The 26,881-nt window shown below is 65.5% G+C and carries 24 protein-coding genes and 1 tRNA gene; 4 read left to right on the top strand and 21 right to left on the bottom strand.

Annotation, left to right across the window (positions count from 1 at the left end; translation table 11 throughout):
- Window positions 1-9: 9 nt before the first annotated feature.
- From ACNKW1_RS12285 to groES, 10 genes are all read right to left on the bottom strand, one after another.
- Window positions 10-525, bottom strand: a complete 516-nt coding sequence (locus tag ACNKW1_RS12285) for a hypothetical protein (protein ID WP_418364881.1) — start codon at window positions 523-525, stop codon at window positions 10-12.
- A gap of 240 nt (window positions 526-765) precedes the next feature.
- Entirely contained in the window at window positions 766-1,101 is a 336-nt protein-coding gene (gene grxD / locus ACNKW1_RS12280; protein ID WP_418364880.1) for a Grx4 family monothiol glutaredoxin, read from the bottom strand.
- Window positions 1,102-1,163: 62 nt separating this feature from the next.
- A complete protein-coding gene (gene prmC, locus ACNKW1_RS12275) occupies window positions 1,164-2,024 on the bottom strand; it encodes a peptide chain release factor N(5)-glutamine methyltransferase (RefSeq protein WP_418364879.1) in 861 nt (286 codons plus the stop codon).
- On the bottom strand, window positions 2,024-3,103 hold the full coding sequence (gene prfA / locus ACNKW1_RS12270) for a peptide chain release factor 1 (protein WP_418364878.1): 1,080 nt from the start codon (window positions 3,101-3,103) through the stop codon (window positions 2,024-2,026). Before prfA ends, prmC begins: the two co-directional genes overlap by 1 nt.
- A gap of 58 nt (window positions 3,104-3,161) precedes the next feature.
- Window positions 3,162-4,418, bottom strand: a complete 1,257-nt coding sequence (gene hemA, locus ACNKW1_RS12265; RefSeq protein WP_418364877.1) for a glutamyl-tRNA reductase — start codon at window positions 4,416-4,418, stop codon at window positions 3,162-3,164.
- A 141-nt stretch (window positions 4,419-4,559) separates the two neighbouring features.
- Window positions 4,560-4,635: transfer RNA gene (locus ACNKW1_RS12260), tRNA-Phe, on the bottom strand.
- A 93-nt stretch (window positions 4,636-4,728) separates the two neighbouring features.
- Window positions 4,729-6,216: a sensor histidine kinase gene (locus tag ACNKW1_RS12255; RefSeq protein WP_418364876.1), complete on the bottom strand. Its 1,488-nt coding sequence runs from the start codon at window positions 6,214-6,216 to the stop codon at window positions 4,729-4,731.
- Window positions 6,185-6,877: a response regulator transcription factor gene (locus ACNKW1_RS12250; RefSeq protein WP_418364875.1), complete on the bottom strand. Its 693-nt coding sequence runs from the start codon at window positions 6,875-6,877 to the stop codon at window positions 6,185-6,187. The genes ACNKW1_RS12255 and ACNKW1_RS12250 overlap by 32 nt, the downstream gene beginning before the upstream one ends.
- A gap of 326 nt (window positions 6,878-7,203) precedes the next feature.
- Entirely contained in the window at window positions 7,204-8,856 is a 1,653-nt protein-coding gene (gene groL, locus ACNKW1_RS12245) for a chaperonin GroEL (RefSeq protein ID WP_418364874.1), read from the bottom strand.
- A 53-nt stretch (window positions 8,857-8,909) separates the two neighbouring features.
- Window positions 8,910-9,200, bottom strand: a complete 291-nt coding sequence (gene groES / locus ACNKW1_RS12240) for a co-chaperone GroES (protein WP_004311482.1) — start codon at window positions 9,198-9,200, stop codon at window positions 8,910-8,912.
- A gap of 292 nt (window positions 9,201-9,492) precedes the next feature.
- Here groES and ACNKW1_RS12235 point away from each other — a divergent pair, with 292 nt between their 5' ends.
- Window positions 9,493-11,895 carry a Lon protease family protein gene (locus tag ACNKW1_RS12235; protein ID WP_418364873.1) on the top strand — a complete coding sequence of 801 codons (2,403 nt, stop codon included), beginning with the start codon at window positions 9,493-9,495 and terminating at the stop codon, window positions 11,893-11,895.
- An 18-nt stretch (window positions 11,896-11,913) separates the two neighbouring features.
- Here the strand turns inward: ACNKW1_RS12235 and ACNKW1_RS12230 are convergent, their stop codons facing one another.
- Window positions 11,914-13,683 carry an autotransporter assembly complex protein TamA gene (locus tag ACNKW1_RS12230; RefSeq protein WP_418364872.1) on the bottom strand — a complete coding sequence of 590 codons (1,770 nt, stop codon included), beginning with the start codon at window positions 13,681-13,683 and terminating at the stop codon, window positions 11,914-11,916.
- Window positions 13,684-13,712: 29 nt separating this feature from the next.
- Entirely contained in the window at window positions 13,713-14,714 is a 1,002-nt protein-coding gene (locus tag ACNKW1_RS12225) for a class 1 fructose-bisphosphatase (RefSeq protein WP_418364871.1), read from the bottom strand.
- A gap of 156 nt (window positions 14,715-14,870) precedes the next feature.
- Between ACNKW1_RS12225 and ACNKW1_RS12220 the strand changes: the two genes are divergently transcribed.
- Window positions 14,871-16,133 carry a D-amino acid dehydrogenase gene (locus ACNKW1_RS12220; protein ID WP_418364870.1) on the top strand — a complete coding sequence of 421 codons (1,263 nt, stop codon included), beginning with the start codon at window positions 14,871-14,873 and terminating at the stop codon, window positions 16,131-16,133.
- 21 nt (window positions 16,134-16,154) lie between these two features.
- Here ACNKW1_RS12220 and ACNKW1_RS12215 read toward each other — a convergent pair whose 3' ends face one another.
- From ACNKW1_RS12215 to dnaX, 9 genes are all read right to left on the bottom strand, one after another.
- Window positions 16,155-16,649, bottom strand: coding sequence for a hemerythrin domain-containing protein (locus ACNKW1_RS12215; RefSeq protein ID WP_418364869.1), 495 nt, complete (start codon window positions 16,647-16,649; stop codon window positions 16,155-16,157).
- 9 nt (window positions 16,650-16,658) lie between these two features.
- The gene (locus tag ACNKW1_RS12210; protein WP_418364868.1) at window positions 16,659-17,180 is read right to left on the bottom strand and encodes a ClpXP protease specificity-enhancing factor; all 522 of its coding nucleotides are present in this window, start codon (window positions 17,178-17,180) and stop codon (window positions 16,659-16,661) included.
- Between the two features lie 58 nt (window positions 17,181-17,238).
- Entirely contained in the window at window positions 17,239-17,835 is a 597-nt protein-coding gene (locus tag ACNKW1_RS12205; protein WP_418364867.1) for a glutathione S-transferase N-terminal domain-containing protein, read from the bottom strand.
- Window positions 17,836-17,942: 107 nt separating this feature from the next.
- The gene (locus ACNKW1_RS12200) at window positions 17,943-18,698 is read right to left on the bottom strand and encodes a cytochrome c1 (protein WP_418364866.1); all 756 of its coding nucleotides are present in this window, start codon (window positions 18,696-18,698) and stop codon (window positions 17,943-17,945) included.
- Window positions 18,695-19,963 (bottom strand): cytochrome b, encoded by a 1,269-nt coding sequence (locus ACNKW1_RS12195; protein WP_418364865.1) that lies wholly within the window; start codon window positions 19,961-19,963, stop codon window positions 18,695-18,697. Before ACNKW1_RS12195 ends, ACNKW1_RS12200 begins: the two co-directional genes overlap by 4 nt.
- 3 nt (window positions 19,964-19,966) lie before the next feature.
- Window positions 19,967-20,560: a ubiquinol-cytochrome c reductase iron-sulfur subunit gene (gene petA, locus ACNKW1_RS12190; RefSeq protein ID WP_418364864.1), complete on the bottom strand. Its 594-nt coding sequence runs from the start codon at window positions 20,558-20,560 to the stop codon at window positions 19,967-19,969.
- A gap of 185 nt (window positions 20,561-20,745) precedes the next feature.
- Complete coding sequence (gene recR / locus ACNKW1_RS12185) at window positions 20,746-21,339, bottom strand: recombination mediator RecR (protein WP_418364863.1); 594 nt, start codon at window positions 21,337-21,339, stop codon at window positions 20,746-20,748.
- Window positions 21,340-21,352: 13 nt separating this feature from the next.
- Window positions 21,353-21,673 carry a YbaB/EbfC family nucleoid-associated protein gene (locus tag ACNKW1_RS12180; RefSeq protein ID WP_418364998.1) on the bottom strand — a complete coding sequence of 107 codons (321 nt, stop codon included), beginning with the start codon at window positions 21,671-21,673 and terminating at the stop codon, window positions 21,353-21,355.
- An 85-nt stretch (window positions 21,674-21,758) separates the two neighbouring features.
- Window positions 21,759-23,909, bottom strand: a complete 2,151-nt coding sequence (dnaX, locus tag ACNKW1_RS12175) for a DNA polymerase III subunit gamma/tau (protein ID WP_418364862.1) — start codon at window positions 23,907-23,909, stop codon at window positions 21,759-21,761.
- A gap of 136 nt (window positions 23,910-24,045) precedes the next feature.
- Here dnaX and ACNKW1_RS12170 point away from each other — a divergent pair, with 136 nt between their 5' ends.
- Both ACNKW1_RS12170 and ACNKW1_RS12165 read left to right on the top strand, forming a co-directional pair.
- Window positions 24,046-25,632, top strand: coding sequence for an acyl-CoA ligase (AMP-forming), exosortase A system-associated (locus ACNKW1_RS12170; RefSeq protein WP_418364861.1), 1,587 nt, complete (start codon window positions 24,046-24,048; stop codon window positions 25,630-25,632).
- A gap of 4 nt (window positions 25,633-25,636) precedes the next feature.
- A complete protein-coding gene (locus tag ACNKW1_RS12165) occupies window positions 25,637-26,830 on the top strand; it encodes a hypothetical protein (protein ID WP_418364860.1) in 1,194 nt (397 codons plus the stop codon).
- Window positions 26,831-26,881: the final 51 nt, after the last annotated feature.

The following is a 26,881-nucleotide window of genomic DNA, read 5'->3' as shown; positions in this document are numbered from 1 at the left end:
CGTGCGGGGTCAGGAGAGGATGACGGTATTACTGGCTGGGATGTTTGCCGACGGCATCAGGGAGTTCCAGCACGACGCCCCCGCGACCGGCGCGATGTTGAACTGCGAGGCGTCGAGAACCAAGTCCTGGTCAGGGTAATTCAGCAGCACGTAGTGATACTCCCCTGCCCGCTGCCTGGGCGCATTCGCGCCGTTCGTGTGAACTTCGGCCAGGACAAGGGACGCAGAGCCATTCGACACGACGTACCACTGACTGCCATAGTTGAACCCGATCGAACGCGAACTCTGCCCCTTGATCCGGAACGTCCAGGACTGGAACTGGGCCCGCACCCAACCGTCCCCTGCTGTGCTCACGACAGCCTGCACTGAGCCGGGATCGAAGCGGGCGAGGCTCTTTGCGTCACAGGTCGCGCTCGTGGCGGCAAGCGCCGCGCCGCTCGGCAGCGTAAAGACGACCGGCGCCGCGGCGGCTGACTTGATCAGGCGGCGGCGCTTCTCGTTGCTGGTTTTCTCTGGAGCGGACATAACGAATCTCTCTGCCTTGACTGTTCAGGACTCAGCTTAGTCCTTGCGAGTTCCTTTCGGGCGGTATTTGATCACACCTGCCATTCCATAAGCAAAAAACGCGCCTTGAAGGCGCGCCTTTCGGTCAATCCTTTATCTTTCATCAGCTTGCGCACGCAAGCAAGTTGAAGTCCCGCATCCGGCAATCATCCGATGTAAAAAAAACCGACATGCGGCCGGTTCAACCGCTGCGCTGCCGGGTCAGGCAGCGCCTTCGTCGGCTGCACCCGCGTCCTTCAGCAGTTGCTGCAGTTCACCGCTGTCGTACATCTCGCGCATGATGTCGCTGCCACCGACAAACTCGCCCTTGACGTAGAGCTGCGGGATGGTCGGCCAGTTGGAGTATTCCTTGATGCCCTGGCGGATGTCGTTGTCCGTCAGCACGTTTACGGCAAGCACTTCACGAACGCCACAGTTCCGGAGGATCTGCACCGCGGCGGAGGAGAAGCCGCACTGCGGAAACTGCGGCGAGCCCTTCATGTAGAGCACGACGGCGTTGTTGGTGACCTGATCGCGAATGACGTCCTGAATGTTCATGTTGGGAGCTTCTTAAAGTTGAGTTAACTGCTCGGGAATTCTAGAGAGCGACAAATGGGGCGTCAACCGCCACGCCCCAGCCATCGCCCGCCGCTCGCACGCTCGATGCCTGCGAGATCCTTCCATGAGGCAATGGCGGCGAATCCGGCGTCGGCCAGCAGGCCGCGCACCGCCACGGCCTGATCGTAACCGTGCTCCATGAGCAACCAGCCATCGTCGACCAAGCGCGCCGGCGCGCCTGCGACGATGGTCTGCAGGTCGTCCAGGCCTTGCGGCCCCGAGACCAGCGCACCGTGAGGCTCGAAGCGCACGTCGCCCTGCTCCAGGTGGGGGTCGGCTGCAGCGACATAGGGCGGATTGGCGACGATGAGATCAAACTGCTCCTCTCCCAGCGCACCGAACCAGTCGCTCTGCACGAAGGATACGCTCGCGCCGAGCCTTGCCGCATTAGCCATGGCCACCCACAGCGCCTCGCGGGAACGATCGAGTGCAATCACCTCGGGTGCGTCCATCTCCAGCGCCAGGGTCACTGCCAGCGCGCCGCTGCCCGTACCCATGTCGAGCACGCGCGCACCACTGCGCCCGGCAAGATGGCCGAGTGCGAGCTCGACCAGCAACTCGGTGTCCGGACGGGGAATCAGTACGGCCGGCGTGACCATGAACTCGCGCCCGTAAAACTCGCGCTGCCCGACAAGATAGGCCACCGGCTCGCCCGCGCAGCGCCGCTCGACGAATGCGCGGTACGCCGCCCAGTCCTCCTCGGCAATCCGCTGCTCGGGGAAGGCGACGAGACGGGAGGCTGCGCACTGCAGCACATGGCGCAACAGCACACGCGCATCCATCAGGTCGATCCGTGTGCGCGCCCAAGCAAGGGCGCTTGCGATATCGACCTCATCCTGGCGGGGCTGGGCATCGGCGTGCATCACTCTTCCACCATTGTGGCAAGCAGGCTGGCCTGGTGCTCCAGCGTCAGCGCGTCGACGAGCTCGTCCAACTCGCCCTGCATTACCGCATCGAGCTTGTAGAGGGTGAGGTTGATGCGGTGATCCGTCACGCGTCCCTGCGGGAAGTTGTAGGTGCGGATGCGCTCGGAGCGGTCCCCGCTGCCGACCAGACTCTTACGCTGCGCAGCCTCGGCGCTCTGCTGCGCACGCACCTTCGCGTCGTAGAGGCGTGCGGCCAGCACGGCCATCGCCTGCGCCTTGTTGCGGTGCTGCGAGCGGTCGTCCTGGCACTCGACGACGATGCCGGTGGGGATGTGGGTGATACGCACCGCGGAGTCGGTCTTGTTGATGTGCTGACCGCCTGCGCCCGAGGCGCGGTATGTATCGATGCGCAGGTCGGCCGGATTGATATCCACTGCCTCGACCTCGTCGGCCTCGGGCAACACCGCAACGGTGCATGCGGAGGTGTGGATGCGGCCCTGCGTTTCGGTGACGGGGATGCGCTGCACACGGTGCCCACCGGATTCGAACTTAAGCTTCGAGTAGGCGCCCGCGCCAACCACGCGGGCGATGACTTCCTTGTAGCCGCCGAGGTCCGATTCGCTGGCCGAGACAATCTCCACCTTCCAGCGCTGGCGCTCGGCATAGCGGCCGTACATGCGCAGCAGATCGCCGGCGAACAGCGCCGCTTCGTCACCGCCGGTACCGGCGCGGATCTCGAGGAAGAGGTTGCGCTCGTCATTGGGGTCGCGCGGCAATAGCGCGCGCTGCAGCGCCAGCTCGAGCTCATCGATGCGCGCCTCTCCACTGGTCAGTTCGGCTTCACCAAGTTCCCGCATTTCGGGGTCGGCAAGCAGCTCACGCGCGGTGGCGCAGTCGCTCTCGGCCTGTCGATAGTCACCGTAGAGCAGCACCACCGGCTCGATCTCCGCGCGCTCGCGCGACCATTCGCGGAAGGCGCCCATGTCCTGCGCCGCATCCTCGGCTGCGAGGGCGCGATCCAGCTCTTCCAGCCGGCGGGTCAGGTGTTCGAGTTTGTCGCGGATGCTCTGCTTCATGAGGACGGACGAAAAGGGCCGCTCCGCCAGCATGCGGCAGAGACGGCAGGCGCCGCGGCTAGTGGTGGTCGCCGGACAGGTTGAACAGCTCGCGCACCACGCGGCCCGCTTCGGCCTTGTGCTCCCCTTCCGCCTGGCTCAGGAAGCGTGTGGGGCCGTGCATCAGCTTGTTGGTGAGACCGTGCGACAAGGCCTCGAGCACGCGCTGCGGATCCTCCCCCTTGGCGAGCAGACGCACCGCGCGCTCGAGTTCGGTCCGCCGCAGTCCCTCGGCGTGCTCGCGCAAGGAACGGATCACCGGCACCGTCTCGCGCGCGGACATCCAGTGAAGGAAGCCATCGACCCGGGTGTCAATGATCTGCTCGGCCTCGATCACCGCCTGCTGGCGCGACTCGATGCCCTCTTCAACCACCTGCGCGAGATCGTCCACCGTGTAGAGGAAGATGTCGTCCAGCGCGCCGACCTCCTGCTCGATGTCGCGCGGCACGGCGAGGTCCACCATCACCATCGGGCGGTGGCGGCGCGCCTTGACCGCGCGCTCGACCATGCCGAGACCCACGATCGGCAGCGGCGCTGCAGTACAGGACACGACCACGTCGAAGCGCGGCAGCGCGTCGCCGATCTGATCGATGCGCATGGTGCTCGCACCAAAGCGCGCAGCGAGTGCCTGCGCGCGCTCCTCGGTGCGGTTGGCAACCGTCATGGACTTGGGCTTTGCGCCGCCGAAATGCGCGGCGCAGAGCTCGATCATTTCGCCCGCCCCGATGAAAAGCACGTGCTGATCGGCGACGCGCTCGAAGATGCGCTCCGTGAGATGCACCGCAGCAGCAGCCATAGAAACCGTATTGGCGCCGATCGCGGTGGTTGAGCGCACTTCCTTGGCCACCGCGAAGGTGTTCTGGAACAGCTTGTGCAACAGCACCCCCATGGTGCCCGCCTCTTCGGCGTAGCGTGCCGCATCCTTCACCTGACCGAGGATCTGCGGCTCACCAATCACCATCGAATCGAGTCCGCTCGCCACCCGGAAGACGTGGCGGATCGCGTCGCGCTGCGGATAGGCATACAGGTAGGGGGAGACCTCGACCAGCGGCAGCTGGTGGAAGCGTGCCAGCCAGTCGGCCGCCGTCTGCGGCTGTTCAGCGGCGAAATAGAGCTCGGTGCGATTGCAGGTCGACAGGATCGCAGCCTCTCGCACGGAATCCGCATGCACGAGATCGTGCAGGGCCTGGGCCAGCCGCTCAGGCTGGAACGCAACGCGTTCGCGGATTGCGAGCGGTGCGGTGTGGTGATTCAGGCCGAGGGCGAAGAGTTGCATGCGGGGCTGGAGTCGATCGGAGCGAAGCGGATTATATCACCGCGCCACAGCCCCAAAATTGAGCCGAATCAGCAACTTCAGGAGCGAAACGGAGGCCGCAAAGCAAATGGGCCGACACGAAGTCGGCCCATTCTCGAGTTCTGGTGGCCAGTCGCGGAATCGAACCACGGACACGCGGATTTTCAATCCGCTGCTCTACCAACTGAGCTAACTGGCCAGCGAGATGCGCATTATAGCGGCAAATTCTCCGAAGTCAAAGGGGTCTTTGATCTTTTGGCCTGCTATCTCTTCTAGAAGCGCCTGTCGCAACCTACAGGGCATCGTAGTCGCCCTGCACGATCGGGGGCGGATGCAGGTGGGTACGGGGGAACACCACCCGAGCCAGGGTGCCTTTCCCTCCAGGTGCCGAATCGAGCGTAACGGCTGCGCGGTGCAACTCGGCGATCTCGCGCACGATCGGCAGCCCTAGGCCAGAGCCATCCACGCCGCTGCCGAGCACGCGAAAGAAGCGCTCGAAGACCCGCTCGCGGTCGCCCTCGGGAATCCCTGGGCCAGTATCTTCGACCTCCAGGATCGGCGAGCCGGCGAAGCGCGTGCGGGCCGTGACACTGCCTCCGGACGGCGTGTATTTGACCGCATTGTCGACCAGGTTCTTGACCAGCTCCCGCAGCAGGACGGTGTTTCCCTCAATGAACAGTTCCTGCTCGCCCGCCTCGACCCCCAGGTCGATGTGCTTGGCCTGCGCACGTGGGAAGAGATCGAGGGCGACCTCCCTCACCACGGCATCCAGGCTCACCCGCTCAACCGCATAGAGCTTCTCGAAGCTGGCCTCTGCACGCGCCAGCGACAGAAGCTGGTTGATCAGGTGCGCGGCGCGGTCCGTACTCTCGGCAATCCGGGCCAGCGACTCGCGCAACTGGTCGGGATCGGTTTCGTGCATCGCCAGGTCAGTCTGCATCTTTAGACCCGTCAGCGGGGTGCGCATCTGGTGGGCCGCGTCGGCGATGAAGCGTTGCTGCGCCTGCAGGTTCTCTTCCAGGCGGACCATCATGTCGTTGTAGGCAACGATCAACGGCCGCACCTCCTCGGGCACCGCTGACGGTTCGACAGGAGAGAGGTCCGTCGGCCGCCGTCGCCGGATCAGACTCTGCAGGCGGTTGAGCGGGGCAATGCCTCGGCTCAGACCCACCCACACCAGCACCACCGCAAGCGGGATGATGGCGAACTGCGGCAGCAGCACGCCAGTCACGACGCGCGAGGCCAGGTCGGTGCGCTTGTTCCGCGTCTCCGCCACCTGCACCACCACCAGTCGGTCGGAAACCTCAGGAGCCGGCCTCAGGAAACGGTAGGCAACCCGAACCTCTTCGCCATGAATGAGCTCGTCGCGCAGCAGTACCTCCTCGCCGACGAGACTACGGGGCGTGGGCGCAGGCGGGATCTCGGCGTCGCCGGAGAGTGTGCGGCCCTCATCGTCGGCGACCTGGTAATACACCACGTCGTCCTGATCCGCCCGGAACAGCGCCCGTGGCGGCGCAGGGAAGCTCACCGCGACCTGCCCGCCATCGATCGACACGAATCGCGCCAGCGTGCGCACGCTGTCGGCGAGCGCGAGATCGTAGGGCTGGTTGGCGATATTGTCGGCAACGTTGTGCGTGACGATGATGGAAATCGGCCACAGGAACAGCAGCGGCGCGAGCATCCAGTCCAGGATCTCGCCAAACAGGGAGTTCGGCGGGCCGGACTTGCGCGGCGCAGCGCCGCCCTTGTCAGCCTTGGGCTTTCGCCGCAGGGGCAGCATCGGGGTTTTCCAGGCAGTACCCCAGACCGCGCACCGTCACGATGCGTACACCGCTGTCCTCGAGCTTCTTGCGCAGGCGATGCACATAGACCTCGATGGCGTTGCTGGAGACTTCCTCCCCCCAGCCACACAGGTGATCGACGAGCTGGTCCTTGCTCACCAAACGTCCCATGCGGAGAAGGAAGATCTCGAGCAGACCGATCTCGCGGGCGGACAACTCGATGAGCTGACCGCCGATCTTCACGACCCGATCGGCCTGATCGTAACTGAGCTGCCCCACCTCGACACAACGCGGCTGGCCCGTACCGCGCCGGGTCAGCGCCCGCACCCGCGCTTCCAGCTCAGGAAGCGCGAACGGCTTGGTCAGGTAGTCGTCTGCGCCGGCATCGAGCCCGCGCACACGGTCGTCCACCCCGTCCTGTGCGGTCAAGATCAGCACCGGCTGCGCGGACTTGCGCGCGCGCAGGCGCTTGAGCACGTCGATCCCGTTCATGCGTGGCATGCCAAGATCGAGAATGGCGAGATCGTAGGTCTGGCCCGCCAGCGCAGCGTCCGCCTCCATGCCATCCGCTACGTGATCAAGCGCGTAGCCACCGCGACGCAGCGCACGGCAGATGCCATCGGCGATCACGGGATCGTCTTCCGCCAACAGAATACGCATAGGACCTGAGCTGTAAGTTCGTTGTAAGCGGAGCTTCCGAGAATGAAGCCGCTGTTCTCCTTTTGCTCGGTCTTCGGGAACGTTGCCGTCAGCGCGGCGACGTTCCGGGGAGCGGCGCCGGACCGAATCCGCACGCTCCCCACCGACCTTTCTCCCTCGAACACGGCCAGATTATCCCACGCTTCGGCATGCTTCGCGCACCGAGGATCCGTAGCACTGTCGACTCGCAGCCCGGTAAACGAAGAACGGCCCCGCACTTCGCGGAGCCGTTCTTCGTTTACCGCGGCTTGCGCCCCGCCCCAAGAAGAAGGCGAGGCGCGGGCACATTACATGCCCATACCGCCCATGCCGCCCATACCACCCATGCCGCCCATATCGGGCATGCCGCCCATCGGCTTGTCTTCCGCCAGCTCGCCGACCATGCAGTCGGTGGTCAGCATCAGACCAGCGACGGACGCGGCGTTCTGCAGCGCGGTGCGGGTGACCTTGGTCGGATCCAGCACGCCCATCTCGACCATGTCGCCGTACTCGCCGGTAGCGGCGTTGAAACCGTAGTTGCCCGAACCCTCGACAACCTTGTTCACCACCACGCTCGGCTCGTCACCGGCGTTGGCGACGATCTCGCGCAGCGGCTGCTCCATGGCGCGCAGCACGATCTTGATGCCGGCATCCTGGTCGTGGTTGTCGCCCTTCAGCTCGCCCAGTGCAGCACGGGCACGCAGCAGCGCAACACCGCCGCCGGGGACGATGCCCTCTTCCACTGCAGCGCGGGTGGCGTGCAGGGCGTCTTCGACGCGGGCCTTCTTTTCCTTCATCTCGACTTCGGTGGCGGCACCGACCTTGATCACCGCAACACCGCCCGCCAGCTTGGCGACGCGCTCCTGCAGCTTCTCGCGGTCGTAGTCGGAGGTGGCTTCCTCGATCTGCACGCGGATCTGCTTGACGCGGGCTTCGATGCGCTCGGCCTGGCCGGCGCCATCGATGATGATGGTGTTTTCCTTGCCGATCTCGATGCGGGCAGCCTGGCCGAGGTCGTCCAGGGTGGCCTTCTCAAGGGTCAGGCCGACTTCTTCGGCGATGACCTGGCCGCCGGTCAGGATGGCGATGTCTTCCAGCATGGCCTTGCGACGGTCGCCGAAGCCCGGAGCCTTGACGGCGCAGGTCTTGAGGATGCCGCGGATGTTGTTCACCACCAGGGTGGCCAGGGCTTCGCCCTCGACGTCTTCGGCAATGATCAGCAGCGGACGGCCGGCCTTGGCGACCTGCTCGAGCACCGGCAGGAGGTCACGGATGTTGGAGATCTTCTTGTCGAACAGCAGGACGAAGGGCTGCTCGAGGATCGCAACCTGCTTGTCCGGGTTGTTGATGAAGTAGGGCGACAGGTAGCCGCGGTCGAACTGCATGCCCTCGACGACGTCGAGCTCGTTCTGCAGCGACTTGCCGTCTTCGACGGTGATCACGCCTTCCTTGCCGACCTTGTCCATCGCCTTGGCGATGATGTCGCCGATGTCGCTGTCCGAGTTTGCGGAGATCGAGCCGACCTGGGCGATCTCCTTGTTGGTCGAGCAGGGCTTCGACAGCTTCTTCAGCTCGTCGATGGTGGCGATGACGGCCTTGTCGATGCCGCGCTTCAGGTCCATCGGGTTCATGCCGGCGGCAACGAACTTCATGCCTTCACGCACGATCGACTGGGCCAGCACGGTGGCGGTGGTGGTGCCGTCACCGGCGATGTCGGAGGTCTTGGAAGCAACTTCCTTGACCATCTGCGCGCCCATGTTCTCGAACTTGTCCTTCAGTTCGATTTCCTTGGCGACGGAGACGCCATCCTTGGTGACGGTGGGGGCGCCGAAGGAGCGCTCCAGCACCACGTTGCGGCCCTTCGGGCCCAGGGTGACCTTGACCGCGTTGGCCAGGATGTTGATGCCGGCGACCATGCGCTCGCGGGCGGAATCGCCAAACTTGACTTCTTTAGCTGCCATTCTTCAGAACTCCGGAAATATTTCGGTTAGCGTTTCTGGGATTCGGGGGAGGCTCAGGCCTCGACCACGCCCATGATGTCTTCCTCGCGCATCACGAGGAGCTCGTCGCCTTCGACCTTCACGGTCTGGCCGGCGTACTTGCCGAACAAGACCTTGTCGCCCACCTTGACGGCCATCGGACGCACCTTGCCGTCGTCCAGGATCTTGCCGTTGCCGACGGCCAGGACCTCGCCCTGATCGGGCTTCTCGCCGGCGCTGTCCGGGATCACGATGCCGCTCGCGGTCTTGCGCTCGGCTTCCAGACGCTTGACGATCACGCGATCGTGCAGGGGACGAATCTTCATCGAGTTCTCTCCTTTCGGTTCGACTGTTTGGGTTGGTTCGCGGGACGAGCCCGCAGGACAAAATTCGCAGTGACGCGGATCGGCGCAGGAAGCGCCGCCCGACGCTTGTTAGCACTCACCGCTAACGAGTGCTAATAATAGGGACGGGGTCGGTGGATTTCAAGTCCGAGCCATGCAACTTTTTCTGCGCCGGTCCGGCACACCGGATGGAAGTTCGGCCAGCGCCGGGTTGGGTCGTTCCGCAGGGGCGGTTAAGATGACGCCGAGACGCCCGAATGCGCGAGGCCCCGTCATGCCCAAGCTCGCCCCGCTTGCTGCTGCACAGCTGCATACCGCCTGCGACCCGGAAGCCCTCGGCTTCCAGCGCTCCGACGAACTCCCCGAACTGGACGCCGCAGACCTGCATGGCCGCGCGGTGGACGCAATCCACCTGGGACTCGACATTGCCGGAGAGGGTTTCAATCTGTTCGTGCTCGGCGACGCCGGAAGCGGCCGCCACGAGATCGTCGCACGCCTGCTCGACGAAAGGCGGCAAGAGGGGCCACCGCCGGGCGACTGGTGCTATGTGTGGAACTTCGAGCACGCCTCGCGACCACGCCTGCTGCGCCTGCCCTGCGGTCGCGGCCCTGCCTTCCGCGACGACATGCAGCACTTCGTAGAGGAGCTGATCCCAGCGATCGCCGCGGTGTTCGAAGGCGACGAGTACCGCGAGCGCATCGAAGCCCTGCAGGACGAAGCAAAACAGCGCGAGGAAACCGCGCTGCGCCAGCTTGGTGACGAAGCCCAGCAACTGGGCATCGCCCTGCTGCGCACCCCGCACGGCTTCGCCTTCCTGCCTATGAAGGACACCGAGAACACGCTCACGCAAGAGGAGTTCGAGAAGCTACCCGAGGACCGCCAGCATGCTCTGGGCGAACACATCAAGGCCCTTCGCGAACGCATGCACCGTCTGGTCGCTGAGTTCCCACGCTGGCGGCGCGAGCTGCAGAATCGCATCCGCGATGCCGGCCGTGACGCACTCGGCGCGACCGTCACCCACATGATCGAGGAGCTCAAGCCACGGTACGCCGATCTGCCCGAGTTGTGCGAGCACCTGGACGAGGTGCTCAAGGACATCATCGCCAGCGGCGAATCGCTACACACCTCACCGCGCAGCGATGAGGACACGGAGACGCTGACCTTTTCGGGCAGCATTTCCGTGCAGCGCTACCTGGTGAATGTGCTGGTGGCCAACCCCGCCGACGGGGCCCTGCCCGTGGTGTACGAGGACCACCCGACCCTGCAGAACCTGGTCGGCCGCATCGACCACCTGGTGCACATGGGTACACTGGTGAGCAATTTCACGCTGATTCGCGCCGGCGCCCTGCACCGCGCAAACGGCGGCTTCCTGGTGCTGGATGCAATGAAGCTGCTCGCCCAGCCCTTTGCATGGGAAGGCCTCAAGCGCGCACTGAAGTCCGGCTGGCTGCGCATCGAGTCTCTGTCAGAACTGATTGGCGTCGCCGGTTCGGTGCAACTCGAACCCGAACCGATGCCGCTCGAACTCAAACTGATCCTGATCGGCGAACGGGTGATCTACTACCTGCTCGGCCAGTACGATCCGGAGTTCCCGGCACTGTTCCGCATCAACGCGGACATGGAGAGCGAGATCGTGCGCAGCGCGGACAACACCGCGGCCTACGCACGCCTGATCGCCGCCCTCGCCCGCCGCGCCGCACTGCCTCCGCTCTCGGCGCCCGCGATGGCGCGCCTGATCGATCAAGCGGCGCGGATCGCCGGCGATGCAGAGCGCCTGAGCACGCATACCCAACCGATCGACGACCGCCTGCGCGAGGCAGCGCACTTTGCCACCGCGAGCGGCGCCGACCGCATCGAGCGCGACCACGTGGAGGCTGCACTTGAGGCCCATCGGCGGCGCCACGAACGCATCCGCTTGCGCCACCAGCAGGAGATCCTGCGCGGGCAGTGGCTAGTGGACACCGACGGCAGCCATGTCGGACAAGTCAACGGGCTGGCCGTGGTGCCCCTCGGCGAGGACAGCTTCGCCCATCCGGTCCGCATCACCGCCACCGTGCGCGTGGGCGAAGGCGAGATCATCGACATTGAGCGCGAGGTGAAACTCGGCGGACCGATCCATTCCAAGGGCGTGCTGATCCTGTCCTCCTTCATGGCTGCGCGTTTCGGCTGGACGATGCCGCTCTCGCTCAAGGCCAGCCTGGTGTTCGAGCAGTCCTACGGCGGCGTCGAGGGAGACAGCGCCTCGCTCGCCGAGCTCACGGCCCTGCTGTCGGCGCTCTCGGGCGTAGCCGTCCGGCAGGCGCTGGCCGTCACCGGCTCGGTCAACCAGTTCGGCGTGGTGCAGCCGGTCGGCGGCATCAACGAGAAGATCGAAGGCTTCTTCGACATCTGCGTAGCGCGCGGCCTGAGCGGTGCGCAGGGCGTGCTCATCCCGCGCGCCAACGTGTGCCACCTGATGTTGCGCGCGGATGTGGTTGAGGCCGTGCGCAGCCGCCGCTTCAGTGTGTGGGCGGTCGCCGACGTCGATGAGGCCCTGGAGTTGCTCACCGGCGTCCCTGCGGGGAAGCCGGATGCGGACGGCGCGATGCCAGTGGGTTCGCTCAACGCAAAGGTGCTTGAGGGGCTGAAGAAGCTCGCCGACCTGCGCGCGCTGGCGGGGCGACTGGACCGGCCGTAGAGTTGAGCCGTCCACAGCTCAGAAAGCGATCGCCACCCCGAAGTGGAGGCGCAGGCGGCGTTCCTGATGGCCCCAGGCAAGATCGATCGCGAGCGGGCCGGCTGGGCTGCGCCAGCGTGCGCCAAGTCCGTAGCCCACGCGCAGGTCGATGTCTTCGCGCGTGTCGGCTGCGTCCCCTGCATCCACAAACACTGCGGCACCCCACTGGGGCTGGAACCAGCGCACGTATTCTGCGCTGGCGGTGGCGAGGTAGCGCCCGCCTACCGTGGCGCTGCCTTCCCTGACGCCCAGGCTCTGGTAGTCGTAGCCGCGCACCGATTGCGCACCCCCGGTGCGGAAAAGGAAATCCTGTGGAATCCCTTCGCGGCTGTCGGCAAGGGTCACCCCCGCCTCGCCACGCAGGATGAACACATCGGTGCCTCGCACGGGCTGGTAGCGCACAAAGCGCGAATACAGCCGCAGAAAGTCCTGCTCGGCGAGGGCGATCTCAGGCGCACCACCGACCTGGAACTCGAGCAGATAACCATCGGTGGGGTCGAGCAGATCGTTCACCGCACGCTTGATCCACGTCCAGTTTGCGGTGAGCGTGTTGCTGCTGCGCGCGTCTGCGCCCGCGGGCTGGATCTTCTCGTGCTGCAGCCGCAGTGCGAGCTGGGTCTCGGTGTCACCACGCTGGCTCGCGCGGGTCGCACCGAGGATCTGGGTGTCGACCTTCAGGCCCTCGAGATCGCTGCGTTGGATGAGCGCGCCAACGCTGTCGCGATGCTCCCCACGCGGCGGCAGGAAGATGTCGGCATACAGCGACTGTCGGTACTGCTCGTAGCGCAGGCCGGTGGAAAACTCCCAGCCACGCTGGCGCAGGTTGGAATCGCGATAATTGAACTCCACCCGTGCGCCGGTGTTGGTCGAGTAGCCCACGCCCATGCCCGCATAGCGCGGCAGCGCCTCCGTCACCTGCACCCGCACCGGAACCGCGGCTGCAAGCGCGGGATCACGCTCGATATCGACGATCACCGAGCCGAAGTGCGGCGTGTTCTGCAATCCCGTCTGAAATGCGAGCAAGGCCTCGCGGTCGTAGGGCGCGCCGCGCTCGAGCTGGCTGTAGCGCGCCACGAGGTCCTCGGGCAGATGTTCGATGCCCTGCACGTCGAGCTCGCCAAGGTAGAAGCTGGGGCCACTGTCGATACGCACGCGCAGCCAAGCCTGAGCGGTCTTGGGATCGATCTCCGCGCGGCTCTCCGCGATGCGCGCGGCGGCATAGCGTCGGGCGTTGATGGCGTCGAGAAGTCCCTGCTTGGCGGCGTCCCACGTCGTCTGGCGGAAGGCTTGCCCGACCGGCAACTGCCAGCGCGCACGCAATTCCTCCAGGTAGGCTGCGGCCCCTTCGCCGCCTGCAGCCCCTTCCACGCCCGCAACCACTTCACCTTCGAAGACGAGCTCCACGCCGGCCACCACGGTCCGCTCGCCGGGCTCGACCTGCAGCACCCAGCGCCGGTCGTCACTGCGGTCGAATCGAATGCGCGGGGAAAAATACCCCTCGGTCGCGAGCAGATCCGCCACTTCGCGCCGGGTACGCCGGGTCATCGCAGCACGATCGGCGCTCTCCTCGGGCAGCACGAGCGGCGAGCGTTTGAGCAGCCGCACGTGCTCGGACAGCAGGCCACGCACCGAATCCGGCGTATCGAGACTGACCACCAGCGTGGGCTGCGCTTCACCCCCATCCTGCGCGGACGCAGGAGACGCCAGAAGGATCGCCGCCAAGCCACAGGCCGCGATGCAGCGGTGCATGTCGCGCGCCCTGCTTCCCGCCACGGGGGTCAGCCGCCCTGGTGGTAGGCGGTCACACGCTCGACTTCGTTCTTCGAGCCCAGAATCACCGGGACACGCTGGTGCAGGTGGGTGGGCTTCAGGTCGAGGATGCGCGCACGCCCGGTGGTGGCTGCACCGCCCGCCTGCTCGATGAGCATCGCCATCGGGTTGGCCTCGTACATCAGGCGCAGCTTGCCGCCCTTGGCGCGGCACTTCTCGTCCATCGGATACATGAAGACGCCGCCACGGGTGAGGATGCGATGCACATCCGCGACCATCGAGGCCACCCAGCGCATGTTGTAGTCCTTCCCAAGCGGCCCCTCCTTGCCGAGGGTCATCTCGTCGACGTAGCGCTTGACCGGCGCCTCCCAGTGGCGGGAATTCGATGCGTTGATGGCGAACTCGTGCGTATCGGGCGGGACCGTCATGTAGGGCTGAGTGTAAATGAAGCTGCCCATCTCGCGATCGAGGGTGAAACCATGCACCCCCTTGCCTACGGTGAGCACCAGCATCGTCGATGGACCATATACCGCATAGCCTGCGGCCACCTGCTCATCGCCAGGCTGAAGGAAGTCCTCCTCGGTCGGCTCTGTGTGGTCGGGCGGGTTGCGCAGCACGGAGAAGATCGTGCCAACGGAGATGTTCACGTCGATGTTGGAGGACCCGTCGAGCGGATCGAACAGCAGCAGATAACCGCCCTTGGGGTAGTCGAACGGGATCTGATGCACGGTCTCGACCTCCTCCGAGGCCATTGCAGCCAGGTGGCCGCCCCATTCGTTCGCCTGCAGCAGGATCTCGTTGGCGATCACGTCGAGCTTCTTCTGCGCCTCGCCCTGCACGTTGTCGGTGCCGGCCTCGCCGAGAACACCCGCGAGCGCACCCTTGGAAACGTTGACGCTGATCGCCTTCACCGCGCGCGCGACCACCTCGATCAGGAGACGCAGCTCGGGGTTGATGCGGCCGGCGCGCTGCTGTTCGATCAGAAACTGGGTAAGGGTCACTCGACGCATGAAAGGGCTCCACAAGACACTTAACGGACAGCCTGCGATTATCCCGGTTCCGCACCGCAAGCGCACGGATTAACGCGTCCCCGGAACGGCGCGGCACGGGCAGGTCAGCAGGCAAGGGGGTATCATCCGGGGCAAGTTCATTGCGCAGCACTTCAAATGCACGTCCTGGTTCTCGGCGCCGGCCTGTCCGGTGTCACGACCGCTTGGTACCTGAGCCAGGCGGGGTTTCGCGTGAGCCTGGTCGACCGGCAGGCCGAAGCGGCCTGCGAGACAAGCTTTGCCAACGGCGGACAGATCTCGATCAGCCACCCGGAGCCTTGGGCCAACCCCTCTGCGCCTGGGCTGATCCTGCGATGGCTGGGGCGCGACGAAGCGCCGCTGAAGTTCCGTCCGAGCGGAGATCCCGCACAGTGGCGCTGGGGCGCGCGCTTCCTGTTCGAGTGCCTTCCTGCGCGCGCACGACGCAACACCGCGGCGATCGCAGCACTGGCCGTGTGGAGCGGTATGCAGTTGCGCGCGCTCCGTACGCAGCTCGGCCTCGAGTACGATCAGCTCGAACGCGGCATCCTGCATCTGTTCCATGATCGGGCGGAGTTCGCCCGTGCAAGCGCCCGCGCCGAGGCGCTGCGTGCATTCGGGATCGAGGCCCGCCCCTGTTCTCGCGATCAATGTCTCGCACTGGAGCCGGCGCTCGCTCCACACGCGCACAGGCTCGCCGGCGGGCTGTTCGCGCCTGGCGACGAATCCGGCGACGCGCGCCGTTTCACACGCGCGCTGGCAGCCGAAGTGAGCCGCACAGGCGCAGCGCTGCACTGGAACAAGGAGGTCACCGCACTGCACGCGAACCCCGACGGCAGCATCGGGGGCGTTGACGTGCGCGACACGGCCGGCCGCACCGCCAGACTGGAGGCGGACGCGTATGTGCTCTGCCTGGGCAGCTACGGACCGCGACTCCTCGCCCCGCTCGGGCTGTCGCTTCCGATCTACCCGGTCAAGGGCTACTCGGTGACGATTCCGATCGTGAAGCCGGAGCACGCGCCCAAGGTCAGCCTGACGGATGAATCGCGCCGCATCGTATGCTCACGCTTGGGCCAGCACCTCCGCGTGGCGGGGACGGCAGAGCTGAACGGCTTCGATACTCGCATCCGCCCGGAGCGGGTCGCGCCCATCCTCGCTTGGGCAAGCACGCATTTTCCGGAGGCGCTTGATCTGGCCGGCGCGGAAAGCTGGGCCGGACTGCGCCCGGCGACGCCCGGCAACCTCCCGCTCATCGGACGCAGCGCACGCCAGAAGCTGTGGCTGAACACCGGACACGGCACGCTCGGCTGGACGCTTGCCTGCGGCTCCGCAGCCGCTCTCGCGCAGTTGATGCAGGGCAGCGTACCCCCGGTGGCCTTCCCGTTCCTGCGGACAGGCTGATCCGGGTACAGCCGGCAGGCTTCAGGCGACAGCGCCCTCGGCCGGCGCATCCTCGGCGGAGAGCGCGGCGCATGCACAGCCGGCCCCACGTGTCTCGCCATCCGCCAGCGGCCGCAGTGCGCAGGTCTCGACGTCGAAACCGATGCTCTCGAGATGGAACGCTAGTGCGGCGTCCATTCCGTTGACGTGGTTCTCGAACCACGCGGGCAGTTCCTCGATGAGCCTGCGTGCGAAGAAGAGATCACCGGCAGCAACGCGCTTGCGGATGTCCAGCATCACCGCAAGTACCCGGTCGTGTTCTGCACGATGGCAACCGGGGAAGTCCACGGCCTGCATCCACGCGTTTTCCAGATCGAAATGCCCCTTCGCATGTTCGATCAGGCGATCGAAGGCGGACAGGAAATCTTCCGGCGCTGCGTTCGCGACCGTGTTGTAACACTCGACGAACTCGCGGTGGGTTTCGTCCATCGGAGCGAGGTTGTTGGAGAGCGATTCGCTCCAGGTCATGCTGGGCATGGTCGATCCTTACTTCACGAGCTTCAGATGGCTTCCGCGGCGCGCGGGTGGCGGGACGTGGCCTTCGTCCTCCTCCGCGCTGCCCTCACGATCGTTCTTGCTTCGGTCAGCACCCGCCTCGTCTTCCAGGCGCCCGGCCTGCAGGGCCGCGGTGACCTCAGCCATGTCCTCGGGAACGGCCTGCGCCTCAGGCTGCGTCTCATCTTCCGGCAGATCCGGCTCGAAGGCCATGCCTTGGCCGTTCTCGCGCGCGTAGATCGCGATGACGTTGCCGACCGGAACCACGATCGAATGTGCCACCCCACCGAAGCGCGCCTGGAAGCTCACATACTCGTTGTCCATCTGGAGCTGGCCAGTCGCATCAGGCGACAGGTTCAAGACGATCTGGCCATCGCGTGCGTAGCCGGGCGGCACCCGCGTGCCGGCGTCCACCAGGCAGGCGAGGTAGGGCGTGAAGCCCTGATCCACGCACCACTCCCAGATGGCCCGCAGGAGGTAGGGCTTGGTCGAAACGGTTCTATCGTTGCTCATCGGCTCTCCGGCAGCCATCGGCCGGCGAGCGGCGATGGCTGGATCTGGGGATTGGCGCTCAGCGGCGCATGACCTTTTCAGACGGGGTCAGCGCATCGATGAACCCCTGGCGGCTGAAGATGCGCTCGGCGTACTTCATCAGCGGCGCGGCTGCCTTCGGCAGCTCGATGCCGTAGTGCTCGAGGCGCCACAGCAGCGGCGCGATCGCAACGTCCAGCATCGAGAACTCGTCGCCAAGCATGTACTTCTGCTTGGTGAAGACCGGCGCGAGTTGGGTGAGATGATCGCGGACGTGGGCACGCACCTGGTCGACACCCTTCTGCGCGGCCTCGAGCGCATCGAGGTGGGTAAACAGTTCCTGCTCGAAGGTATGCAGCAACTGTCGTGCGCGGGCGCGCATGATCGGATCGGGCGGCATCAGTTGGGGATGCGGAAACCGTTCATCGATGTACTCGTTGATGATGTTGGACTCGTACAGCACGAGGTCGCGATCAACGAGGACCGGTACGCGGTTGTAGGGGTTGATGACGGCGATGTCTTCGGGCTTGTTGTAGAGATCAACGTCGATGATCTCGAAATCCATGCCTTTCTCATACAGCACGATCCGGCAACGATGGCTGAAGGGATCGGTCGTGCCGGAATAAAGGTTCATCATGGTGTTGCGACTCCGGATTTCAAATGCAAAAGCGCACCACGCGGCTTCGCGTGGTGCGTCTGGGTCAGGATCTGGCTAAACGGCCTGCGGGGCCGTTACGGCTCTGATCAATGAATGTCCTTCCAGTAGTTCTTCTTCAGCGCGTAGGTCAGGAAGAACATGCCCACCAGGAAGATCAGCACGAAGGTGCCGATCATCTTGCGCTTCTCGGCGACCGGCTCACCCATCCAGACCAGGAAGGAGACAAGGTCTGCAACGGCCTTGTCGTACTCCTCGACCGACAGCTTGCCGGGCTTGGCCAGCGACAGCTCGAAGTGCTTGGTGCCGTCAGGGTTCTGGGTGACCTTGGCCACCTGTTCACCCTGCAGTTCCCAGAACACGTGCGGCATGCCGACGTTCTCGAAAACCACGTTGTTCCAGCCGCTGGGGCGCTCTGCGTCGCGGTAGAACTGGCGCAGGTAAGTGTAGAGCCAATCTGCACCACTCCCATCGCCCGAAGCACGCTGACGCGCGATCAGGGTCAGGTCGGGGGGCGTGGCGCCAAACCAGACCTTCGACTCCTTCGGACGCATGGCGACCGTCATCAGGTCACCGACGCGCTCGCCGACAAACATCAGGTTGTCGCGGATCTCGTCTTCCGAAAGGCCGATGTTGGTCAACTGGTTGTAGCGCATGAAGCTGGCGCTGTGACAGTTCAAACAGTAGTTCACGAACAGCTTCGCGCCATGCTGCAGCGCAGCCGGGTCAGTGCTTACGGGTGCCTTGTCCAGGTTGACCGAGGCGCCCGCCGCCAGCGCCACCGCCGGGGCGAACAGCAGCACCGCCGCCGCCCGCTTGATGAGGTTGATCACGCGCATTTTCATTTGGAAGTCACCCTTTCCGGTTCGGGTTTGCACTTGTCGAGCTTGCTGTACCACGGCATCAGCAGGAAGAACGCGAAATACAGCACCGAGCAGATCTGCGAAACCAGGGTACGGCCCGGAGTCGGCGCCAGCACGCCGAGGTAGCCGAGGATGAAGAAGGCCACCAGGAAGATCGCCAGGGCGATCTTGAAGATCGGCCCCTTGTAGCGGATCGACTTCACCGGGCTGCGGTCGAGCCAAGGCAGGAAGGCAATGATCACGACCGACGCGCCCATGGCCACCACACCCCAGAATTTCGCATCGAGACCGAACAGCGGGTAAGTGACCGCACGCAGGATCGAATAGAAGGGGGTGAAGTACCAGACCGGCGCGATGTGCGGCGGGGTCTTCAGCGGATCGGCCGGGATGAAGTTGTTGTACTCGAGGAAGTAGCCGCCACCCTCGGGCATGAAGAACACGACCGCGCTGAAGAAGAACAGGAAGACCACCACGCCGACGATGTCCTTCACCGTGTAGTACGGATGGAAGGGGATGCCGTCGAGCGGTACGCCGCGCGAGTCCTTCTTCTTCTTGATCTCGACGCCGTCGGGGTTGTTGGAGCCGACTTCGTGCAGCGCCACGATGTGCGCCAGCACCAGACCGATCAGCACCAGCGGCACCGCTATAACGTGGAAGGAGAAGAAGCGGTTCAGGGTGGCGTCGCTGATCACGAAGTCACCACGGATCACGAGCGAGAGATCCGGTCCGATGATCGGAATTGCGGAGAACAGGTTCACGATCACCTGCGCGCCCCAGTACGACATCTGCCCCCACGGCAGCAGATAGCCCATGAAGGCCTCGGCCATCAGCGCCAGGAAGATCAGCGTACCGAAGATCCAGATCAGCTCGCGCGGCTTGCGGTACGAGCCGTAGAGCAAGCCGCGGAACATGTGCAGGTACACGACGATGAAGAATGCCGAGGCGCCGGTCGAGTGCAGGTAGCGGATGAGCCAGCCCCCGGGCACCTCGCGCATGATGTACTCGACGCTGGCAAAGGCCACCGGCACGCCCGAGGCGTTGAGGGAAGCGTCCGGCTTGTAGTGCATCACCAGGAAGATGCCGGTAACGATCTGGATCACCAGCACCATCAGGGCCAACGAGCCGAAGAAGTACCAGAAGTTGAAGTTCTTCGGTGCGTAGTATTCGGACAGGTGCGCCTTCCAGGTGGACGTGAGCGGAAAACGCTCATCGATCCAGTTGAGAACGGCTTGGGATTTGGTAGTCATCGCTTATGCCTTCCCGTCTTCGCCAACAAGAATCTTGGTGTCCGCCAGGTACTGGTGCGGCGGAACCTCCAGGTTGGTCGGCGCAGGCATGCTCTTGTACACGCGGCCGGCCAGATCGAAGAGCGAACCGTGGCAGGGGCACAGGAAACCGCCGGGCCAGTCCGCACCCATGCCGCTCTCGGCCCCTTCCTTGAACTTGTCGGTCGGCGAACAGCCCAGATGGGTGCAGATACCGACGGCAACCAGGTACTCGGGATTGATCGAGCGATGTTTGTTGGCGGCGTAGTCGGGCTGCTGCGGCTCTTCCGACATCGGGTCGGTGACCTTCTCGTCCGTCTTGTCGAGCGACGCCAGCATCTCGGGCGTGCGGCGGAGGATCCACACGGGTTTGCCGCGCCACTCCACAGTCATCATCTCGCCCGGAGCAAGCTTGCTTACATCGACTTCGACCGGCGCACCGGCCGCCTTGGCGCGCTCGGACGGCGTCAGGCTGGCAACAAACGGCACCGCGGTCGCCACTGCGGCAGCGCCGCCAGCGGCGGACGTTGCCAACAGCAGTGTGCGGCGGCTGCTGTCCATCTTTTGATCAACGCTCATGACCCTCTTCCCAAAAATGGAAAACGAAAGACCTGGATACAAAATAACCGTCTAATTATATCCAAGACGCTGCAGCATAGAAAGCACATCGCTCTGTTCGCCTGATGGAACAAGGCTTTCCGCGCAAAACACGACAAGGATCATGCAATTGCGACGCATTCTCTGCTGCGTTGCAACAAAGACATTCAGAGTGCGCGCCGCTCGAACAGCGCCTGCGCAATGGTTCCGCCGTCAGTGTGCTCCAGTTCGCCGCCCACCGGAACACCTCTGGACAGGCGAGTGACACGCACGCCACGGGCACCGAGCAGGGTCGCGACCGTGTGCGCCGTCGCCTCGCCCTCGTTGGTGAAATTGGTGGCCAGGATCACCTCGCGCACACCCTCCTCGGTGGCGCGCGCGATCAGCTTGTCCAGTCGCAGTTCGCGTGGCCCCACGCCATCGAGCGGCGACAGGCGCCCCATGAGGACGTAGTAGAGGCCGTTGTAGGCCTGCGTCTGTTCGATCACGGCGAGATCCGCCGGCATCTCCACCACGCACAACAGCGAAGCGTCACGGCGCGGATTGGCGCAGCGCTGGCAGATCGATGCCTCGGTGAAGGTATTGCAGCGCTCGCAATGGCGCAGCACCTCCAGCGCATGTGCGAGCGCGTGCCCCAGCCGCGCAGCGCCACGCTGGTCGCGCTGGAGCAGGTGGTACGCCATGCGCTGGGCGGACTTCGGCCCAACCCCAGGCAGGCAGCGCAGCGCCTCGATCAGTTCGTCGAGGCTGGAAGGTGCCATCGGCGCAGCAAGCTCAGAACGGCAGCTTCATGCCCGGGGGCAGGTTCAGACCCGCGGTCACGCTGGCCATCTTTTCCTGCGTGGCGGTCTCGACCTTGCGCACGGCATCATTCAGCGCTGCGGCAACGAGGTCCTCCAGCATCTCCTTGTCGTCCATGACCGACGCGTCGATGGAGACGCGACGCACGTCGTACTTGCAGGTCATCTGCACCTTGACCATGCCTGCGCCGGACTGCCCCTCGACCTCGATCGAGGCGAGCTGATCCTGCATCTTCTTCATGTTGTCCTGCATCTGCTGGGCCTGCTTCATCAGGCCGGCGATTCCGCCTTTCATCATGTCGTCTTCTCCAGTAGGTCGATTGAACGTGGTGCGGGCGCTACGACCACGGGCCGCGCCCCGCCTGGCCGCACCACAGGGATCACAAGGGTTTCACCGAGCTCTCGACGAGCGTGGCATCGAAGCGCTCGATCAGTTCGCGAACGAAAGGGTCCGCCTCGAGCGCGGCCACCGCCTCCGCATGGCGTGCGCGGCGCTCGAGCGCGTCACGCTGCGCCGGCGTCTCGCCGGCGATGTCGCCGATCTCGATGCGCAGCTTGAGCGACCGGCCAAGCGCGGCCGACAGTTGATCCTGCATGCGTTCGAGCGCGCCGCGGTTCATGTCGAGGAGATGACGATGGGCGGTCGATAGCCGCAACTGCAGGCCATCGTCACCACACTCGACCCATTCGCAATGCTGTGCCAGTTCGCGAACCAAGCCTCCGAGCCCGAGCGCGCGAATCAGCCCACGCCAGTCGCCCAACGCAAGCAGCGCAGCCGCATCGCCACTTGCCCCTGCGGTCGTCGCGCTTGTCCGGAAAGAATCCCTGCTCGCATCCTGCGCCTCCCCCTCCCGCTGAACGAGAGCCGCGGCCCGCTCGCCCTCCCCGCGCAAATCGGCTGCGGCCTCTGCATGCGACGGATGGCTTCTCGACAGCGCCTTCGGGAGCTGCACCGGCACTTGTGGCACATGCCGCTGCGCGTCGCGCAATTCAGGGCCATCGTCCGCATACGCCTCGGCCGGAATGTCCTCCCAGGGGGGGACGTCAGCCAACACAGCCTGCGAGGCCGCAGGCCCAGAGACTGCAGGATTCGCGGACGAGCCCGCGCCCGCGGGCGGCATGGCCGCATTGGCCGTTACGGCCGCCTGCGTTGCGCCAGGCACTGGCCCCACGGGCGGCTTCGCCTCCACATCGGGTGGAATGGGGTTCTCCGGCGCGCTCGCCCCGGCCAGGCGCGGCGCCGCGGCATTCCCCTTCGCGTCTTGCGGCACGATGACGGCTTGCGGCGCTGCGTTGTCCGGCGAAACGCCCGGCGCGGGCCTGGACGCCCCAGCGGGCGAGAAGGCGGAGCTGCCGGGCAACGCCGCAGCCACATGCCCCGGTGCGTCCATCGCCCGCGCCCGCCCGGACGGTCCCGCTTGCACTCCGGGCCCGCCCAGCGCCGCAGGCTGCTCGGGGCGAAAAGCGTGCAGGCGCAGCAAGGCCATGGTGAAACCGGTGTAATCGTCCGGCGCCAGCGGCAATTCGTCGCGGCCATGGATTGCGATCTGGTACGCGAGTTGCAGGTATTCCGCATCGAAGCGCGCCGCGTGGGTAAGGATGCGTGCGCGCTCGGTCTCGTCCGCAATCGCCTCCGGCGCGAACTGCGCCAGCGCGGCGCGATGCAGCAAGGTTGCCAGCGCCTGCAGCGCGGCATCGAACGACAGACTGCGCGCCTCCATCCCATCCGCCACCGCGAGCAGCGCCGCCACGTCGGCCGCAGCGAGTGCGTCAAGCACCGCATGCAGGTGATCGTCGCCGACGGTGCCCAGCATATGGGTGACCTGCTCCTCCTCGACCCTGCCGGCGCCGTGCGCGATCGCCTGGTCGAGCAGCGACAACGCATCGCGCATCGACCCAGCGGCAGCCTTGGCGAGGTGGCGCAACGCGCCCGGCTCGAAAGCCACCTCTTCGGCCTGCAGGATGCGCGTGAGGTGGTCGACGATGTGCCCCTGCGGCATCTGCTTTAGATTGAACTGCAGACAGCGCGAAAGCACCGTGACCGGAATCTTCTGCGGGTCGGTGGTGGCCAGGATGAACTTGACGTGCGCCGGAGGCTCCTCGAGCGTCTTCAGCATCGCGTTGAAGGCATGCCCGGTGAGCATGTGCACTTCATCGATCATGTAGACCTTGTAGCGCCCCTGCACCGGCGCATACACCGCCTGGTCGAGCAGCGCCGCCATGTCATCCACGCCGCGGTTCGACGCCGCGTCCATCTCGACATAGTCGGGAAAGCGGTCGGCATCGATCGCGCGGCACGCATCGCACACGCCACAGGGCTCGGGCGTGATGCCGGCCTCGCAGTTGAGCGCCTTGGCGAGGATTCGGCTGATCGTGGTCTTGCCCACGCCACGGGTGCCGGTAAACAGCCAGGCGTGATGAAGTCGGCCGGTCGCGAGGGCATGCGTCAGCGCACGCACCACGTGCTCCTGACCGACCAGCGTGCCGAATGATTTCGGCCGCCACTTGCGTGCGAGGACCTGATAGCTCATGGCGGGCGATTCTAGCAGAGCCGGGGCCTCGACTCGGGGCACGATTGTGATTGTCATCGCGCGGCGTTAACCTTCTGCCGTACACGCCCGGAACCCTGCGAATCCAGGCGTCCATATCGATCCTCGCCCGGCCATCATGAACCACACCTCCCTGCTCCATCACCTCATCGCGGCCTCCGCGCAACGCATGCCTGACGCGCCGGCGCTCACCTTCTCGGGGGCCACGCAGAGCTACGCCGAACTCGATGCGGCACTCGGTCGCATCGCGAACGGACTCCTGGCGCTGGGGCTGGAGCGCAGCGAGCGCGTGGCGATCTACCTCGACAAGCGCCCCGAGACCGTCGTCGCGTTCTTCGGCACCAGTGCGGCAGGCGGCGTGTTCGTGCCGGTGAACCCGATCCTCAAGGCCGAGCAGGTGGGCTACATCCTGCAGGACTGCAACGTGCGCATGCTCGTGACCTCGCCCGAGCGCTTCGCCACCCTGCGCGACACCCTGTCCACCTGCCACGACCTGCGCCACGTGGTGCTCACCGGCAAGGTCGATACGCTGCCCGAACTCCCCGGTGCCAGCGTCGTGCGCTGGGACGACCTCTGCGCCGCGCCGCCCGCCACCGGACATCGCATCATCGACACCGACATGGCGGCCATCCTGTACACCTCCGGCAGCACGGGCCGGCCCAAGGGCGTGGTGCTGTCGCACCGCAACATGGTCGCTGGCGGCAAGAGCGTCGCGCAGTACCTCGAGAACAACGCCGGCGACACCCTGCTCGCCGCGCTGCCGCTGTCTTTCGACGCCGGCTTCTCGCAGCTCAGCACCGCCTTCCACGCGGGCGCACGCGTGGTGCTGCTCAACTACCTGATGCCACGCGACGTACTCAAGGCTGTGGAAAGGGAACGGGTCACCGGCCTCACAGCAGTGCCACCGCTGTGGATCCAGCTTTCGCAGTTGCAGTGGCCGGAAACCATCACCGAACATCTGCGCTACATCGCCAACACCGGGGGGCGCATGCCGCTGGAGACGCTCACCACGCTGCGCGGCATGCTGCCGAAGACCAGACCTTTCCTGATGTACGGCCTCACCGAAGCCTTCCGCGCCACCTTCCTGCCCCCGGAGCAGGCAGACGTGCGCCCCGACTCCATCGGCAAGGCCATCCCCAACGCCGAGATCATGGTGCTGCGCGAGGACGGGAGTGAATGCGCGCCCAACGAACCGGGCGAGCTCGTGCAACGCGGCGCGCTGGTGGCCATGGGCTACTGGAACGACCCGGAGAAGACCGCCGAGCGCTTCAAACCCCTGCCCCCTAAGGCGCCCGGCCGCCAGAGCGGGCTGGTGCTGCCCGAAATCGCGGTATTCTCGGGCGACACCGTGCGCCGCGACGAGGAGGACTACCTTTACTTCATCGGCCGTCGCGACGAGATGATCAAGACCTCCGGCTATCGCGTCAGCCCCACCGAGGTGGAAGAGATCCTCTACGCCACCAGGCTGGTCGGCGAGTGCGCGGCCTTCGGGGTCGCCCATGGCACCCTCGGTCAGAGCATCGTCGTCATCGCCACACCGCCCGAAGGCGGCACGCTCGACACCACTGCGCTCCTGGCTGAATGCCGCAGCCGCATGCCGGCCTACATGGTGCCCGCGCGCATCGAACTGCGCGCGGGCCCGCTGCCGCGCAACCCCAACGGCAAGATCGACCGCAAGACGCTGGCGGGCGAACTCGGGGACTGAGGGCGTGCGCGCAGCCGCGCTACGCACCACGGCCGCAAGCACGCAGGCAAGGCGCTTCACCGCGGCTGCAATCGGCACCCTGGTCTGCCTCTCGGCACAAGCCGACACCCTTCGCGTCGGCCCCAACGAGGCCTTCACCCGCATCGCCGATGCGGCCAAGGTCGCCAGGGACGGCGACACCGTCGAGATCCTGCCCGGCGAGTACCGCGGCGACGTCGCGGTCTGGAAGCAGAGGCGACTGCACATCCGCGGCACCGGCGAAGGTCCGGTACTTATCGCCGACGGGCACATTGCAGAAGGCAAGGCGATCTGGGTACTCCGCGAAGGCGACTTCCTGATCGACAACATCGAATTCCGCGGGGCGCGCGCCGCCGACCAGAACGGCGCCGGCATCCGTTTCGAGCGCGGCCGGCTGGAGGTGCGCAACAGCACGTTCATCGACAATCAGAACGGCATCCTGACCGCGAATTCTGCTGACGCAGAGCTCATCGTCCGGGACAGCCTGTTCGCGCAGGCACCACGGCAGGATGCGAGCCTGCCACACCTGCTCTACGTCGGCCGCATCGCGCGCTTCGAACTCACCGGCAGTCGCTTCCACCAGGGCTACCGCGGCCACCTCGTCAAGTCGCGGGCGCGCCTCAACGACATCCGCTACAACCTGCTCTACGACGGCGCACTGGGCGAGAGTGCCTACGAGCTCGACCTGCCCAACGGCGGGCTCGCCTACGTCATCGGCAACATCATCGGGCAGAGCGCCAACACGCGGAACCCCGTGCTGGTGTCGTACGGCGCGGAGGGCCAGGCCTGGCCGCAGAGCGCGCTCTACCTCGTGCACAACACCCTGGTCAGCGACCGCCATACCGGCACCCTGTTCCTGCGCGCATGGACCGACCGGCTGCCTGAGAATGCGGAGATCGTCGGCATCAACAACCTGAGCGTCGGGCTCGGCAGCCTGACCTTGGCCAACCGCGGCGCGTATCGCGGCAATCTGCCGCTCCCACCCGGCGCGCTGCACGGCCCGGACGCGCTCGACTTCCGTCCACGCAACGCACAGCTCCTTCGCAGCCTCATCACGCCCGCCAGCGATGCGCACGGGATTTCGCTCGAACCGGACGCCGAATTCGCCCTGCCCATCGGTACCCGCCCGCTCGATCGACCTCGCGCATGGGCTCCGGGTGCCGTGCAGACGGGTTTCTGAGGACCCGCGTACCAGCGCCGTGCCCTGCGCTTCGCGGTATACTGGCGTGTT

The sequence above is a fragment of the Thauera sp. WH-2 genome (assembly GCF_048321015.1).
In the GTDB taxonomy this organism is placed as follows: Bacteria; Pseudomonadota; Gammaproteobacteria; order Burkholderiales; family Rhodocyclaceae; genus Thauera.
Note: the sequence above shows the minus strand (reverse complement) of the source record. Positions and strands in the feature narration are given on the sequence as shown.